Below are 14,106 nucleotides of genomic sequence, written 5' to 3' on the forward strand. Positions count from 1 at the left end.
TATAACTAACCCTCAATGCATTACCAATTGATATTTTTATCCTGTTACAAAAGCTTAAAAAACACTTAACATAATAGATCATCTGCAAGCAGTCTGCGTGCACTACCTTCGCAGATACAAAATCGGATACAATGAAAAAGGCAGTTTATACAGGCTTCTATTTATCTTTACTTTCTGTCAGCCTGCTACAGGCCCAGCAGCTTGATGATCTGAAAATTAATCAGATTCAGGTCATCGGCTCACATAATTCTTATAAAAAAGCAATTCTTCCGGAGGTGTACCGCTATCTGTCTAAAAAAGATTCGATGAATCTTCTGCCAAGAATTCAATATGAACACATTCCTATTCCTGAACAACTGGATATGGGATTAAGAAATCTGGAAATTGACGTGTATGCAGACAGCAAAGGCGGAAAATATGCCCATCCTAAAATTCTGGATCTGGTAAACACAACAATCCCTTTTGATCCAGAAGGAAAAATGAAAAAGCCGGGCTATAAAATGATTCATATCACCGATATTGACTATCAGACCTGGTATTATACCCTGGAAGACTGTCTGAAAGATCTGAAAAAATGGTCTGATGCACATCCCGATCATGACCCGGTTTTTATTACCCTTGAGCCTAAAGACGGGAACACCAACCAATTCGGAACCGAACCTGAACATTATACTTCTGCGCTTTTTGATGAATTGGATAACGAACTTAGAAAGTATCTGGGAAAGAATAAAATAATTACTCCTGATGATATTCGCGGCCGTTATACAAGTTTAAATGAAGCTGTTCTACATCAGAACTGGCCAAAAATAAAAGATGCCAAAGGAAAGTTTCTTTTTGTCCTTGATAATAACAGCGAAAACAGAGATCTTTATATACAGGGACATCCATCATTACAAGGGAGAATGGTTTTTACCAATTCTGCTCCGGGAACAGCGGAAGCTGCCGTTCTGTTTATGAACGATCCGGGTCCGGAGATCTCCGGACTTGTAAAGCAGGGCTATCTGATCCGGACAAGAGCTGATGCAGATACGATGGAGGCAAGAAAAGAAGATTATTCCCGATTTGAACGGGCAAAAGAAAGCGGTGCCCAGATTATCACAACAGATTATTATCAGCCCAGCAAACTTTTTAAATCCAGCTATAAAGTTAGTTTTGACAGTAAAACTTACGAAAGGAGGAATCCGGTTAATGCAAAATAGAACATTTTTTACCATTAGATTGATATGAAAAGGCTGTCAGAGTATTGGCAGTCTTTTCTTTTTTTCTACAGAGGCCTGAAGCTTGTAATCTCCCTCCAATCCCACAGATTACGCAGATGTTTGCGTTCTGCTTAATGTGTGATCTGTGCGAAAAATCATAATCTTCTGATTTCCTGACTTTCTAAATCTATTTCAAAATGATCCGCCGGATCACCGTTGGACAGTAACGAAAGAATTTTAAAGACTGATTTCAGTTGTATTATAAAAAAATCCTGCGATTGATTTTCCTCAAATAGCTTTTCCAAGGCTTGATATTGCCGTAATCTTTCTTTTGGAATATCCGTTTTCGCCAATTCATCTGCAGACTGAAATTTATAGAGATCCAGTAATACATCATTAAAATTCCATTTGCTGAAAGCTTTTGAGTTTATTCCTCTTTCTTTTAACTGACTCCTATTCTGAATTAATAATAACAGCTCCTCTCCATTCAGTTTTTCAGCTTTTTCAATAAAATCCTTCGGCCAATCGTTAGGAATCATTCTCAAACGAACGAGCTCTTTTAAATGAAAAAGCATAAAATCACGGTATGATTTCGACTGCAGAATATCTTTATCCCAGATGATTTTGGTTTTATCTTTCTGTAAGGTCTCATATTCTTTTTCATACAAAGGAAACAATTCATCAAAGCGGGGAACCGTATTTAAAACTTCCGTCTGCACTTCCATTTTTTGAGGCGAATGAATCGTCAGAATTTTATAGGCCGGAACATAAGCTGCCAAAGAGGGAACCTGAACATTCACCAGCGTATGATCTCCAAATACGCGAATTCCGGTGTCATTAATATGCATATGTCCGGCAAAATGAATTTGTAAACCCGCTTCCGCAAATGCTTTAGCTACCTCTTCATCAGGAACTCTTTCCAGCTGCCATTTTTTTTCGCCCAACAGCTTTTTGATCTCTCCTGTAGCACCATCATTAAAATCAATCATGGGATAGTGGGTAAATGCAATAACTGTTTTTCCGTTAATTTTGGCTTCCCGGGTTATTTTTTTCCCCCAATCGATCAGGTATTTTTTATGGGTCAAAACATGATTATAGCCTATACCTGCCCCCTGATAATTTGTCGGATCACCGGAATGTTCTTTAAAGTTTTTAGGAATGTAGGTATTGCCATCAATCGCCATCAGCCACACGCCTTTCACAGGCTCAACCACATAACTCAGATCAGGAACAGAGAATCCTTCTGAAACTTCGTACATCCTTTTGGAATAATCAGCATTTTGAACTGCTCTTGCGAAAGAATAGTATTTATATAGGATTGAATCAAAAGGAGTACTCCAATAGATATCCCCTTTTTTGGGATAGAACCCAAAATTTTTCAATTCTTCCAGGATTTCCAGATAGCCTGATTCGGCAATATCTTTGGTAATGATTTCAGGTTTTATTTTGCTAAGCTTCTCCCGGCTGTAAATTCCTACCGGGTTTCCATCTTCTCCTAAAAAATCATCTTTTCCTGCATCCTGCCGGAACGGACCTACCGGATCATGATTGCCTGTGGTGATGTAAAAATTGATTCCATATTTTTTATGATACTGATCTAAAATCCTGTGGAGCCCCCGCAGGTTGTATGCCTGTCCGTCATCTGAAAAATCACCGGGCATGGCAACAATGGTAATTCCTTTGGCTGCAATATCATCCAGTGCTTTCAGAAAAGCAAAATAGTTTTCATTAAAAATCCTGGTCGAATGCAGCTGAGCATCCATTGTCCTCAGAATAGTCGGTTTTCCGGTTTGGGGATTGATAATCCCTTTAAAGTCATGATCCGAAAAATGTCCGTACAGATCCTGAAAATGAACATCTGAAAGAAAAGCGATCTGCACCGGCTTCTGCTGTGCCGGAAACAACACGAGACTGCTGATTAAAAATAAGAATATTCCTTTATTCATCCTAAAATAAGACGAAAGTAAAGGAATATCGCGGGAATTGTTTTACGTGAATTTTAAATAATTGTGAAGGAATATTATTCTTCAACGAATAATGGTTGTGCATTTTCTCCTCCATGTTGAGCAAGCATATAATCAGTTGCTTCTTTAAGAGTCTTTCCAGTTTCTGGATTGATTCCAAAACTTGTGAAAAAATCAACATCTCCGTTACTTTTGTCATACCAAACTTTTCCCGATGCATTATCAACCGTCAATGTATCTGGTCTAGTAATACGTTGAAGATATTTAAAATCATATTCTTTCATTGGAATAACTTCTTTTTGAGGTCCGAGATCACTGCTATCTGTTGCAATAAATCTGTCTCCATCCCAATACATATAATCTTTTTTTAAACCAGATTTTCCCGTTGATAAAAAACCTAGGCCAATTGGAACTTGACCATCTCCTTTTTTTCCATTTGAAAACATAACTCCTCCAGTAACAAGCAATAAAACAAAAGTCATTTCTAAAATACCTAAACCATTTTTCTTAATGAAATCGGGCAATAGAACTGTTGGTGTTACTGTAATAATTATTTGCTGAAGCTTTTCCGATATATCATTAAAGCTTAATGTAAAAGTCTTTAGATCGTCATTTTCTATGTTTATTTTATTGCAAAAATCTTCAAAGTTATCATATCTAATATATTTACTCAAATAATCCAAAGCCAGATCATCAATATTATAGTCTGTATTCTCTTGGACTAAGCTTTTATAATATCTTACATATGCTCTCTCTTCTCTTTCAAAACCATATCGTTCCTCAAAAAGGGAACTTAGATATGAAGCAATAGAACTTTTATTTCCTCGAGAAATCTCATTTTTTGCTTTTTCAAACACAGTTTTCACTAAAAATCTTTTCTTCTCATACATAAATTTTCAGGTATTAATTATTTGCTGTCCAAATTAGACAAAAATCGGACAACTAATTTGCGGTTTACCGTAAAAATCAAATATTTACGCTCGATCTACCTGTCCGTCCCATGTCCGTAGATTCCATTACATCTATGCGATATTTGTAAAAGAAATCAGGGACAAAAAATAAAAACAAATCAAATCCTGATTTCAAACTACCAGATAAAACGGAAGAAAACTCCGGGTTGGGAAGCAGATGTTTCTCTTCCGTTTTTGAAGGTTCTACTTCCCAAAAAATTTAAGAAGCGCTTCGAAATTTTTTAATCGTGAATACTATCTGTGATCTGTTTCGCAGGGAAGAACACGAATGCTTTAACATTAAATTTTTTGAAAATGATCCAGTTTATTTTAATGCTATTTGGCTTAGCATTCTCACATAATAACGCAAATACAGCAGCATGTCATAACAACCAGAATCCGGTAACCGTTCAAAGCGGCCCAAGTGATCCGGGAGGAGATACAGGAACCGGTGGCAGTGAAGACGGAGGACCCGTAGGTGGAAATTCAGGACAATTACCTCCACCATATACACCACATCCATAATAATTAATGTAGGACAGATTGCATAAATCTGTCCTTTTTCTTACTTTGCACAAAACTATTTCATGAAAAGATTATTCTTTCTTATCTTAATCATATTCCTATTTTCTTGTAAAAAAGAGAATAAAATACTGCATAATAATTATAATTATCAAAAAGCCCGGGTATTCAGAGAGGCTAATGAAAAAGATTCAGCATTTTATTACTATAACCTGGCCAAAAATGATTTTTTAAAAACTTCCGATTCTCTGGGCATAGGTAATTCCTTAGTGAATATGGCTGTAATTCAGACCGGCAAGGGAGATTTTTTTGGAGGCATCGAATCTTCTCTTGAAGCCAATAAATTTCTTAAAAAACAAAATGACAGTGCCTATAGAAGGGCGCTATCCACCAATTATAATAATATCGGGCTGGCATATCATTTTCTTAAGGAGTTTGAAAGATCTTCCTCAAACTATATTACTGCGTTAGAATATATTGATAATGAGGAAGACAAATATTTATGTTACAACAACATCGGTGATTTATTGATAAGCCAGAAAAAATATGATTCTGCAAAAGCTTATTTAAATAAAGCACTTGCCACTACAGACAGCGCTACCTTCTCCAAAGTCATCAACAATCTTGCAAAAGCGAAATACCTCAAGGATAAAAATTATAATCCGCTGCCTGAGTTATTTCAAGCTTTACACATTAGAGAACGGAGTGATGACGCACTCGGCAGAAATTCAAGCTTTGAGACCTTATCAACCTATTATCTTGATAAAGATAACACCGTTTCATTATTTTTTGCCAAGTGCATGCTGCAGTCTGCTTTGGAAAACAAACTTCCCGATGATCAGATCACGGCATTAAAAAGAATTGTAACCTTAGATTCAGATCATTATCTGCAAAACTTCAAAAAACTTGATTCGATAAACGATCACCTACAGACAACCATAAGCAGGCACAAAAACCAATTTGCCAGTGTACGATATGATGTAGAACAGAAGAATGCTTTAAATCAGAAATTAAAAGTAGATAATTTCAAGAAAAATATCGGACTTCTCTCTTTAGGACTGTTGCTGATTGTTGGGACTTTCTATTTCAAAAAAAGAAAAAAACGCCTCGAACAGGAAAAAGAACTTGAAGTTAAAAACACTCAGCTTAAGCTTTCTAAAAAAGTTCATGATGTGGTCGCTAACGGGATCTATCAGGTGATGACAAAGATTGAAAACCAGGAAGAATTTGACCGTAATAAGGCTCTTGATGAACTGGAATTTGTATACGAAAAATCACGGGATATCTCGTATGATAAAGCCGGTGAAGAAAAAGAATTCAGTAAAGAGATTTCGGAACTTATTGCTTCGTTTAATAATGCAACCGTTAAAACCTTTACCGCAGGGAATAATCCTGCCATCTGGGAAAATCTTTCTCCTGCTATCAAAGAAGAGGTGTATCAGATCATCCGGGAACTTATGGTGAATATGAAAAAACACAGCCACGCCAGCCATGTTGCTTTTAAATTTGAAAGAACAGATAAAGAAGTCGAAATCCAATATAAAGACAACGGTATCGGGATTTCCGGAGAACCCGTTTTTCAAAACGGATTGCGAAATACGACTTCCCGCATTGAAGCCATCAACGGAACAATTATTTTTGATACGAAAATTGAAAAAGGACTGAAAGTAAATCTTTCTTTCCCTATCTCCTAAACATAGAAACATGTTCAAAAAAGTTTTAATCGTCGAAGATCAGGAAATAATGAACCAGGGAATCCTGAATACAATAAAAGAATTAAACATCCCTGATTTTGACTATGTAACGTATTGTGATGAAGCTTTAAGCAGAATCAGAACATCTTTAGAAAAGAAAAATCCATACGATCTGCTTATTGCTGATCTGTCATTTGACAAAGACCATATTCCACAGAAGCTTCTTTCCGGACAAGAGCTTATCTTTGAGGTGAAAAAGGTTCAGCCTGATTTAAAAGTAGTCGTATTTTCTGTAGAAAAGAAAGCTAAGACAATTGATGATCTTTACAAGATATATCAAGTTGACGGATTTGTAAGCAAAGCAAGACGTGACGGACAAGATCTGAAAAGCACAATACGGAAAATATTTAATGGAGAGACTGTTATTCCTCAGGAAGTTCTGAATACAATGCGCCATATTTCTTCTGAGTTTGATATGTATGATATTAAATTGCTTGAGCTCCTTGCTAAAGGGAACAAACAAAGTGAAATAAGTACCTATCTGAAAGAACATCGAATGATGCCTTACGGCATCAGATCCATTGAAAAGAGATTGAATGAACTTAGGGATAGTCTCGGTGCAAAAAACAATATTGAGATGATTGTGATCTGCAAAGATATTGGCCTGATCTGATGACCTCTGCTGAAAAGGTCATTTTTTCTTACGCTTTACGTGAAACCGTAATGATGAAAAAATAAATGAATATACTTTTGAGGTCTTAACCTATTTTTAAAATTAAACCGTATAACCATGTTCAAAAAAGTTTTAATTTCCGAAGACCATGAAAGCATCAACATTTCCGTTCAGAAAACCCTTGAGAGTCTGAATATCTCTAAGGTAGATTATGTATACTATTGCGACGACGCTATAGGAAAAATACAGAAATCTTTACGGGAAGAACAACCATACGACTTGTTAATTACAGATCTTTACTATGAGGATGATCATCACGAACAGAATCTTAAAGACGGAAAAGAACTCATCAGAAAAGCAAAAGAGATACAGCCTGATTTGAAAGTTATTGTATTTTCGGCTGAACATAAAACCGGCGTAATAGAAAGTCTTTTTTCAGATTATCACATTAACGGATATGTTCGTAAAGCCAGAAACGATTCAAAAGATTTGAAAAAATCTATTGCAGCTGTATACATCGGGGAAAATTATTTATCTTTTGATCTGAAGGAAGACATGAAAAAGTTCAACAGCTATGAGTTTTCTACATTTGACATCACCCTCGTATCCCTTCTTTCTAAAGGAATATTACAGAAAAATATTCCTGCTCATCTGGAAGAAAGAAATATTAAACCCTCCAGCCTGAGCAGTGTAGAAAAAAAACTCAACAACCTGAAAGAAGATCTTCAGATCACTAGTAATGAGCAACTTGTTGCTTTTTGTAAAGATTTAGGGATTATTTAAGCTTCTCCTATTAATCCTGTGATATACAAACCTTTCATTTTTGAAAGGTTTTTTTTATGAAGTAATTGCAATTTACGGTTTTCCGTAATGAATCAAGATTTAATGCTCATAATTTTGAAGTGTTAAACCAATAAAATTTTTGCAATGGAAAGAAAACCATTAGGAACAAAAGCAAAGACAGGAGAAAATTGTCCTGAATCTGGAGTTTGGAAAGTCGTTGGGAACCCTTCTACTACAGCCCCAATTTCAAAAGGAAATAGAATGCCTCCTTATGATGGAAAAGCAGTTACCTGGGAATTAATTCAGTACGCTTAACTAAGTCTTTATTTCCAGCGATTATTAATAAAAAATGTCGCTGGATTTTAATTAAAAAAAATAATAATCATGGGAAAATTCGTAATCACTCAAAGAGTTAACAGAGAGTATCAGTTCAATCTGAAAGCCGGAAACGGTGAAATTATTCTAACCAGCGAAGGATATGTTCAGAAAGCATCCTGCCAGAAAGGAATTGAGTCCGTAAAAGTTAATTCTCAGGATCTTTCAAGATACGACAGAAGGCTTGCAAAAAATGGAAAAGACTATTTCGTGTTAAAAGCAAGAAATGGTGAAATTATCGGAAACAGCCAAATGTACAGCACAAAATCCGGAATGGAAAATGGTATCGCTTCCGTAAAATCAAACGCTCCGACAGCAGAAATCGTTGATGAAACTTTAAAAAACTAAAAACTATGGATCTTAAAATTAAACTTGAGCAACTGCATCAGAAAGTAATTGGTCTTAAAGACAAGATAGGAACAGAAGAAGCGACAAAAAACGCCTTTGTAATGCCTTTCATACAAATCCTTGGTTATGATATTTTCAATCCTACTGAAGTTGTTCCTGAACACGTCTGTGATATCGGAACAAAAAAAGGAGAAAAAGTGGATTATTTGATCAAAAATAATGATGAACCCATCTTCATCATTGAATGTAAGCACTGGAAAGAAAGCGCTGATGCTCATAATTCGCAGCTTCACAGATATTATCATGTTTCAAAAACAAGATTCGGAGTTCTCACCAATGGGATTGTGTACAACTTTTATACGGATTTGGAAAAGCCTAATATTATGGATGAAAAGCCGTTTTTTACCATCAATATTGAAGATCTTAAAGACAGCTCCATTAAAATTCTGGAAAGCTTTACCAAAAAAGATTATAATCTGGAAAGTATCCTCGATTCTGCAGAAGCATTGAAATACATCAAAGCCATCAGAAAGGAATTCGAAAAAGAAATCGAAAACCCATCTGACGAACTGGTAAAACTTCTGGTGAACCGCTTCTTTGAAAAGCCCTTAACAGCCAACAGAATGGTTTCCTTCAAGGAATATGCTAAAAAAGCATTGACTACTTCTATTAATGAGTCGATCAGCTTCCGGTTAAAATCCGCTTTGAGCATCAATGAACAGATAGAAAAAAACGAAGACGATGTGAAATCATCACAGCCCATCGATCAAAATAACGATTCTAAAATTGTAACTACGGAGGAAGAGCTCGAAGGTTTTCAAATTGTAAAAGCTATTCTAAGGGAGAAAATTCCATCTTCAAGAATTGCTTACAGAGATACTCTTTCCTATTTCGGGGTGTTGTTGGATGATAACAACAGAAAGCCACTTTGCAGATTGCATTTTAATACAACGAATAAATATCTGGAGACTTTTCACAACGGAAAAGAAGCAGGAGAAAAGATGTTATTAAATACACTGGATGAGATCTCCAATTATAGAAATCAGCTTCATCTGACGCTGGAAAATTATGTATAAAATTAATAGCCATGAAAACTTTAATATCTTTCATAATACTGATATTCAGCTTATTTCTTTTAAATTCTTGTCTGAAAGCCAATGACAATGTAGGACACGGCGGAAGATGTACGGGTTCGGCCTATTGTTCCGCTTGTTCCAACTGTTCAGGATGTGCCCACTGCAGCAGTGGTGGAACTTGTGGTGTTTGTCGTGGTGGATCTTACAGAAAAAGCTCTTCTTCGGGAAGCTCTTCGAAAAGCAAGTCTAAAAAACATAAATCCCCGGATTCTTACAGATCTTCAAAGCCCCATACCAGTAAACCTCCAAAAGTATTTATTGAAAAGGTAAATATCAATCTAAATTCTAACAACAGATACATTGCAGGCATTGCAATAACAAATGTTTATGAAAAACCTACCTTTCGATCTAAAGTAATAACAAAAGTACCTAAAGATGCCAAACTGTTAAAGCTTTCAAAGGAAGGATCATGGTATAAAGTACAGGTCAAACCAAATGGAAAGACAGGATATGTCTTCAATAAAGATATAAAATAATCAAAAAACAAAATAATATGAACTTAAAGAAATTTTTAAATGAAGAACAGGATCCTCAAGCTGTTCAAAAGCTTTTAGGAAGAATTAACAGCCTTCTTACCTCAAAAGAAGCTGTAGAATATATAGCTGTTCAGAAAAAACCTGTAATAAATTTATCCCCTGATTGTATTGCCCTTACCAATAGAAGAATTATTTTCTGCAGGCCAAAAAACTTCGGCTTATCTATGGATTTTCAGGATTACAGTTGGGTGGATATTGCTGATTGTCACATCAAAGAAGGAATTGTTGGCTCTACCTTTATTATGAGAACTACAAAAAACTTTACAAATATGATGGATTATCTTCCTAAAAACCAAGCCAGAAAGCTGTATCAGTTTGCACAGGAAGTGGAAGAAAAAATGCGGGGGCTCAGACGAGAAAAAAATCTTGAAACATTGAGAGCCTCTGCAGGGGGCGTTACTGTGAATAATGCTACCCCTATTATCACACAACCTCAACAATTTCAGGAAGAAAAAAAGCCATTGTTGATAGAGAATGAAGATCCTTTTGCTTTATTGCAGAAGTTAAAAGACTTAAAAGAGAACGGAATCATTTCTCCTGAAGAGTTTGAAACAAAAAAGAACGAAGTTTTATCAAGAGTTTAAATTATGAAATCAAAATCTACCGCCGCATTACTTGCTTTTTTCTTGGGAGGATTAGGCATTCACAGGTTTTACCTAGGTCAAAATATTATGGGAATATTGTATTTGGTATTTTGCTGGACTTTCATTCCCGCATTAATTGCATTGTTTGATTTCTTTGTACTTATTTTTATGTCTGAAAGCCGTTTTAATTATAAATATAATCTCAAAACAGGATTTTAAGCAAACATTATGAAACCATTTCTCACCTTCTGTGCGTTATGTTGTTTCGCTGGTATTTTCAAACTTCCTATAGAATATTATACTTTTCTTAGAATTATTATTTCCATTGGAGCTTTATTGGTTTTATACAATACGCTGAGCTCTAAACAACATTATTTCAGTATATTATTTCTAATCATTCTCATTCTTTTCAATCCCGTTTTTCCTTTTTATTTATATAGGAAAAGCATTTGGATCCCGATTGATATCATCACAGGAATTTTATTTCTGCTGATCAACTTCGCAGAAAGAAAAGAACAAAAAAAGGAAGAAGAAGTTCCTGAAGAAACCACGAAACAATCTGCTCCCATCCAACAAAGAACTGTTTCAAGAGACAGAATCATTAATCCTAAAAAGCCAAAAGAAGAATAACCATTATGGAGAACAATCAAATAACTGAAAATCTCAAAGCACATTTTTTACGATTGTATCAAATGGCTATCTGTGATGATGATTTCAGTGCACTAGAATTAAAAATGCTCTACAAATGTGCAGAAGAAAGGGGAATTCCATCCAAAAATTTAGATGAAATCCTTTTAAATCCAATCAATTTAAAATCATTGGTACCACAGACTATTGAGGAGAAAGTAGATTATTTATATGATCTCACCGTAATGATCTGGGCAGATGGAATTGTTTCTCCAAACGAATATATTGCTATGCAAAAATACGTTCTGATGTTTGGTTTTGTAGAAGAAAATGCACCTTCCATTGTAGATTATCTTATTGAAGCCGTGAAAATCGGAAAGAATAAAAGCGAAATTTTATATGAATTAAAAAACTAACTTATCATGGATACCACCAGTATAAAAAATTTATTTAAACTCAAATCCGTTCCGATAGAGTCCAAACAGGAACATCTTCCTAAAACCGATATCATTCCAAGCGATGAATCTCTCGAAGAAACCCGAAAAAGAACCTATCATGAATCAGGTTACAGGGACAGCTCACGAACCAACGGAAACCACTCTACTCTATCCATTTGCCTGGATGCCGTTTATTCGAAATTTCAGAACGAAGAAAAGGAAATGGTCGAAAAACAGAAAAATCTGAAAGAATCCTACGTCAACGAACAAAAAAACAGAGAAACTGAAATTAAGGCGCTGACAGTATCACAGGAAACAAAAGAAGAGCAGCTAAAAAACAAAAATATAGAAATTGAAAATCATCAGCATACAATTGAAAATTTAAAAGCTGAAATCCTTGATCTACCCAGAAACCCGGAAAAGCACAATATAAAAGCAACAAAAGGAGCTTCTGCAAAATTCTGGATCGGGCTTTTCCTTTTGATTCCCATAACTTTATATTTAGGAACATTTTATATCTCAACTTCTTATTCAGCTTTTTTCAAAAGTTTTGATGCAAAAAGTACAATTATCCAAAGTGTTTTAGATGCACAGGCTTTCAGTAAAGCGTGGAACGAAGGAGTAATTGAAGGAGCTTTTGTTACCTTGATCCCGTTTGTATTTCTCGGGTTGGGATATTTGATTCATATGTTTTGGGAGAATAAAACAAGAGCCAATTATATCAAGCTGGGATTATTATTTATCGTAACATTTATTTTCGACTGCATTCTAGCCTACGAAATTGAGTCAAAATTGTATGAATTAAACAAAACTTTTGAATCACCACCATTTGATATTAAAATTGCTTTTACCAAAATTCAGTTTTGGGGAATTATTTTCGCTGGATTCATTGTATACATTATTTGGGGACTGGTTTTCGACTTTGTAATGAAAGAACACCGTGAAAAAGATAAGATCAAAAATGAACAGGAAATCAGACAGAAGAGGATTGAATTCTTTCAGGAAAAGATCAATATTCTGAAAAAGGAAATTGAAGAAATCCTGGCCAATATCGGAAGTACAAAAGAATCAATTATCAAAACACGAGGAAGAATAGAAGAACTTCAGAATATTATTGACGGTGTAATCATACCTACTAAAGATTACAAATTATATGCGTCAGAGTATGTTCAAGGTTGGATCACTTTTATCGGTGAAAAAATAGCAGTATCAAGAACGGAAAAGCAAACGATGATTGATGACTGTATTGCAACCTACAATGTCAATCTGGAAACGGTAGGTGCTAATTCCGACAACCAAAACTTAGTGTATTTATCATCCTTGTAAAATTACAAATTATGAAAAAATTACTTTATTTATTGATGATCATTTCGTTGGTTTCCTGTTGCAAAGGCAAAGATGACGGAACAGTCAAAGGAAATACGGATTCTATTGTTGTTGACTCAAACAATATCAATGTCAGCATTTTAATTGATTTATCAGACAGAATTGATACAGTAGCTAATCCTAATCCCACAATGGAATATTATCAAAGGGACACGGAATATATTAAGGCCATTGAAAAAGGATTTTTAAACCATGTCAAATCAAAAAAAATCATCACATATGATGATCAGATGCAGGTTTTCTTCAACCCGGAGCCTTCAGACCCGAAAATGAATGAACTTACAAAAGAGCTGAAAGTTTCCTTTAATAAGGATATTCCAAAAAGTTATTTTGATTCTGTTGACAAAAAATATTTGGAATTACCTTTACAAATCTATAAATCAGCCATTAAAGATAGAGAATACATTGGCTCCGATATTTGGGAGTTTTTCAAAAACAAAGTGAAAGATTATTGCATTAAAGATGATCGCAGAAACATTCTTTTCATTTTAACCGACGGCTATATGTATCATGAAAATACTAAGTTTGATGAAAAGAAGGAAAAATCATACAAAACTTCCTATTTAACAACCAAGCTTATAAAAGCTAATAACCTGACAACATCCGGTTTTAAAGATACCATTGAAAAAAATGGCTTTGGCTTTGTAAAAGCAAATGAAAACCTGAGTAATCTCGAAGTTATTGTTTTAGGAATCAATCCCGAAAAAGGAAATCCTTTTGAAGAAGCTGTTATTAAAGAATACTGGGAAAATTGGTTTAAAGAAATGAAAATCAAAAAGTACCAGATCAGATCTGCCGACCTCCCTTCCAATCTGGAACCCATTATCTTAAAAGCTATTTCAGGGAAATAAAAAACACACTCCAATATTTAACTAAAAACAGCGAAGAATTA

At 35.0% G+C, this 14,106-nt stretch carries 17 protein-coding genes; 15 read left to right on the forward strand and 2 right to left on the reverse strand.

Annotation, left to right across the window (positions count from 1 at the left end; all coding sequences use genetic code 11):
• Positions 1 to 131 precede the first annotated feature (131 nt).
• A complete protein-coding gene (locus ODZ84_RS13590) occupies positions 132 to 1,199 on the forward strand; it encodes a phosphatidylinositol-specific phospholipase C1-like protein (protein WP_266172901.1) in 1,068 nt (355 codons plus the stop codon).
• Positions 1,200 to 1,354: 155 nt separating this feature from the next.
• On the opposite strand, the gene ODZ84_RS13595 is transcribed toward ODZ84_RS13590, so the two are convergent.
• Complete coding sequence (locus ODZ84_RS13595) at positions 1,355 to 3,145, reverse strand: metallophosphoesterase family protein (protein WP_266172902.1); 1,791 nt, start codon at positions 3,143 to 3,145, stop codon at positions 1,355 to 1,357.
• A gap of 74 nt (positions 3,146 to 3,219) precedes the next feature.
• Complete coding sequence (locus tag ODZ84_RS13600; protein ID WP_266172903.1) at positions 3,220 to 4,053, reverse strand: hypothetical protein; 834 nt, start codon at positions 4,051 to 4,053, stop codon at positions 3,220 to 3,222.
• Positions 4,054 to 4,428: 375 nt separating this feature from the next.
• On the opposite strand from ODZ84_RS13600, the gene ODZ84_RS13605 reads away from it, so the two are divergent.
• From ODZ84_RS13605 to ODZ84_RS13670, 14 genes are all read left to right on the forward strand, one after another.
• A complete protein-coding gene (locus tag ODZ84_RS13605; RefSeq protein ID WP_266172905.1) occupies positions 4,429 to 4,638 on the forward strand; it encodes a hypothetical protein in 210 nt (69 codons plus the stop codon).
• Positions 4,639 to 4,700: 62 nt separating this feature from the next.
• On the forward strand, positions 4,701 to 6,329 hold the full coding sequence (locus ODZ84_RS13610; RefSeq protein ID WP_266172906.1) for a tetratricopeptide repeat-containing sensor histidine kinase: 1,629 nt from the start codon (positions 4,701 to 4,703) through the stop codon (positions 6,327 to 6,329).
• A gap of 10 nt (positions 6,330 to 6,339) precedes the next feature.
• Positions 6,340 to 7,002 carry a response regulator gene (locus ODZ84_RS13615; RefSeq protein ID WP_266172907.1) on the forward strand — a complete coding sequence of 221 codons (663 nt, stop codon included), beginning with the start codon at positions 6,340 to 6,342 and terminating at the stop codon, positions 7,000 to 7,002.
• 117 nt (positions 7,003 to 7,119) lie between these two features.
• Positions 7,120 to 7,785, forward strand: coding sequence for a response regulator (locus tag ODZ84_RS13620; RefSeq protein ID WP_266172908.1), 666 nt, complete (start codon positions 7,120 to 7,122; stop codon positions 7,783 to 7,785).
• Positions 7,786 to 7,929: 144 nt separating this feature from the next.
• The gene (locus ODZ84_RS13625) at positions 7,930 to 8,100 is read left to right on the forward strand and encodes a hypothetical protein (protein ID WP_168802030.1); all 171 of its coding nucleotides are present in this window, start codon (positions 7,930 to 7,932) and stop codon (positions 8,098 to 8,100) included.
• A 69-nt stretch (positions 8,101 to 8,169) separates the two neighbouring features.
• Positions 8,170 to 8,508, forward strand: coding sequence for a YegP family protein (locus ODZ84_RS13630; protein ID WP_266172909.1), 339 nt, complete (start codon positions 8,170 to 8,172; stop codon positions 8,506 to 8,508).
• A 5-nt stretch (positions 8,509 to 8,513) separates the two neighbouring features.
• A complete protein-coding gene (locus ODZ84_RS13635; RefSeq protein WP_266172911.1) occupies positions 8,514 to 9,584 on the forward strand; it encodes a type I restriction endonuclease in 1,071 nt (356 codons plus the stop codon).
• 11 nt (positions 9,585 to 9,595) lie between these two features.
• Positions 9,596 to 10,120: an SH3 domain-containing protein gene (locus ODZ84_RS13640; protein WP_266172913.1), complete on the forward strand. Its 525-nt coding sequence runs from the start codon at positions 9,596 to 9,598 to the stop codon at positions 10,118 to 10,120.
• Between the two features lie 17 nt (positions 10,121 to 10,137).
• On the forward strand, positions 10,138 to 10,764 hold the full coding sequence (locus ODZ84_RS13645) for a PH domain-containing protein (RefSeq protein ID WP_266172915.1): 627 nt from the start codon (positions 10,138 to 10,140) through the stop codon (positions 10,762 to 10,764).
• Positions 10,765 to 10,767: 3 nt separating this feature from the next.
• A complete protein-coding gene (locus tag ODZ84_RS13650) occupies positions 10,768 to 10,983 on the forward strand; it encodes a TM2 domain-containing protein (RefSeq protein WP_266172916.1) in 216 nt (71 codons plus the stop codon).
• A 9-nt stretch (positions 10,984 to 10,992) separates the two neighbouring features.
• Entirely contained in the window at positions 10,993 to 11,394 is a 402-nt protein-coding gene (locus ODZ84_RS13655; protein ID WP_266172917.1) for a DUF6804 family protein, read from the forward strand.
• A 5-nt stretch (positions 11,395 to 11,399) separates the two neighbouring features.
• Complete coding sequence (locus ODZ84_RS13660) at positions 11,400 to 11,807, forward strand: hypothetical protein (protein ID WP_266172918.1); 408 nt, start codon at positions 11,400 to 11,402, stop codon at positions 11,805 to 11,807.
• A gap of 6 nt (positions 11,808 to 11,813) precedes the next feature.
• On the forward strand, positions 11,814 to 13,154 hold the full coding sequence (locus ODZ84_RS13665) for a beta-carotene 15,15'-monooxygenase (protein ID WP_266172919.1): 1,341 nt from the start codon (positions 11,814 to 11,816) through the stop codon (positions 13,152 to 13,154).
• An 11-nt stretch (positions 13,155 to 13,165) separates the two neighbouring features.
• Entirely contained in the window at positions 13,166 to 14,065 is a 900-nt protein-coding gene (locus tag ODZ84_RS13670; RefSeq protein ID WP_266172920.1) for a hypothetical protein, read from the forward strand.
• Positions 14,066 to 14,106: the final 41 nt, after the last annotated feature.

This window comes from Chryseobacterium fluminis, assembly GCF_026314945.1.
Lineage (GTDB): Bacteria > Bacteroidota > Bacteroidia > Flavobacteriales > Weeksellaceae > Chryseobacterium > Chryseobacterium fluminis.

What these genes read in the sequence shown, in the direction of transcription:
- ODZ84_RS13630 (WP_266172909.1), top strand. Translation starts at nt 8,170, where the DNA reads ATGGGAAAATTCGTAATCACTCAAAGAGTTAACAGAGAGTATCAGTTC.
- ODZ84_RS13605 (WP_266172905.1), top strand. Translation starts at nt 4,429, where the DNA reads ATGATCCAGTTTATTTTAATGCTATTTGGCTTAGCATTCTCACATAAT.
- ODZ84_RS13590 (WP_266172901.1), top strand. Translation starts at nt 132, where the DNA reads ATGAAAAAGGCAGTTTATACAGGCTTCTATTTATCTTTACTTTCTGTC.
- ODZ84_RS13655 (WP_266172917.1), top strand. Translation starts at nt 10,993, where the DNA reads ATGAAACCATTTCTCACCTTCTGTGCGTTATGTTGTTTCGCTGGTATT.
- ODZ84_RS13650 (WP_266172916.1), top strand. Translation starts at nt 10,768, where the DNA reads ATGAAATCAAAATCTACCGCCGCATTACTTGCTTTTTTCTTGGGAGGA.
- ODZ84_RS13645 (WP_266172915.1), top strand. Translation starts at nt 10,138, where the DNA reads ATGAACTTAAAGAAATTTTTAAATGAAGAACAGGATCCTCAAGCTGTT.
- ODZ84_RS13665 (WP_266172919.1), top strand. Translation starts at nt 11,814, where the DNA reads ATGGATACCACCAGTATAAAAAATTTATTTAAACTCAAATCCGTTCCG.
- ODZ84_RS13620 (WP_266172908.1), top strand. Translation starts at nt 7,120, where the DNA reads ATGTTCAAAAAAGTTTTAATTTCCGAAGACCATGAAAGCATCAACATT.
- ODZ84_RS13640 (WP_266172913.1), top strand. Translation starts at nt 9,596, where the DNA reads ATGAAAACTTTAATATCTTTCATAATACTGATATTCAGCTTATTTCTT.
- ODZ84_RS13670 (WP_266172920.1), top strand. Translation starts at nt 13,166, where the DNA reads ATGAAAAAATTACTTTATTTATTGATGATCATTTCGTTGGTTTCCTGT.
- ODZ84_RS13660 (WP_266172918.1), top strand. Translation starts at nt 11,400, where the DNA reads ATGGAGAACAATCAAATAACTGAAAATCTCAAAGCACATTTTTTACGA.
- ODZ84_RS13600 (WP_266172903.1), bottom strand. Translation starts at nt 4,053, where the DNA reads ATGTATGAGAAGAAAAGATTTTTAGTGAAAACTGTGTTTGAAAAAGCA.
- ODZ84_RS13595 (WP_266172902.1), bottom strand. Translation starts at nt 3,145, where the DNA reads ATGAATAAAGGAATATTCTTATTTTTAATCAGCAGTCTCGTGTTGTTT.
- ODZ84_RS13635 (WP_266172911.1), top strand. Translation starts at nt 8,514, where the DNA reads ATGGATCTTAAAATTAAACTTGAGCAACTGCATCAGAAAGTAATTGGT.
- ODZ84_RS13610 (WP_266172906.1), top strand. Translation starts at nt 4,701, where the DNA reads ATGAAAAGATTATTCTTTCTTATCTTAATCATATTCCTATTTTCTTGT.
- ODZ84_RS13625 (WP_168802030.1), top strand. Translation starts at nt 7,930, where the DNA reads ATGGAAAGAAAACCATTAGGAACAAAAGCAAAGACAGGAGAAAATTGT.
- ODZ84_RS13615 (WP_266172907.1), top strand. Translation starts at nt 6,340, where the DNA reads ATGTTCAAAAAAGTTTTAATCGTCGAAGATCAGGAAATAATGAACCAG.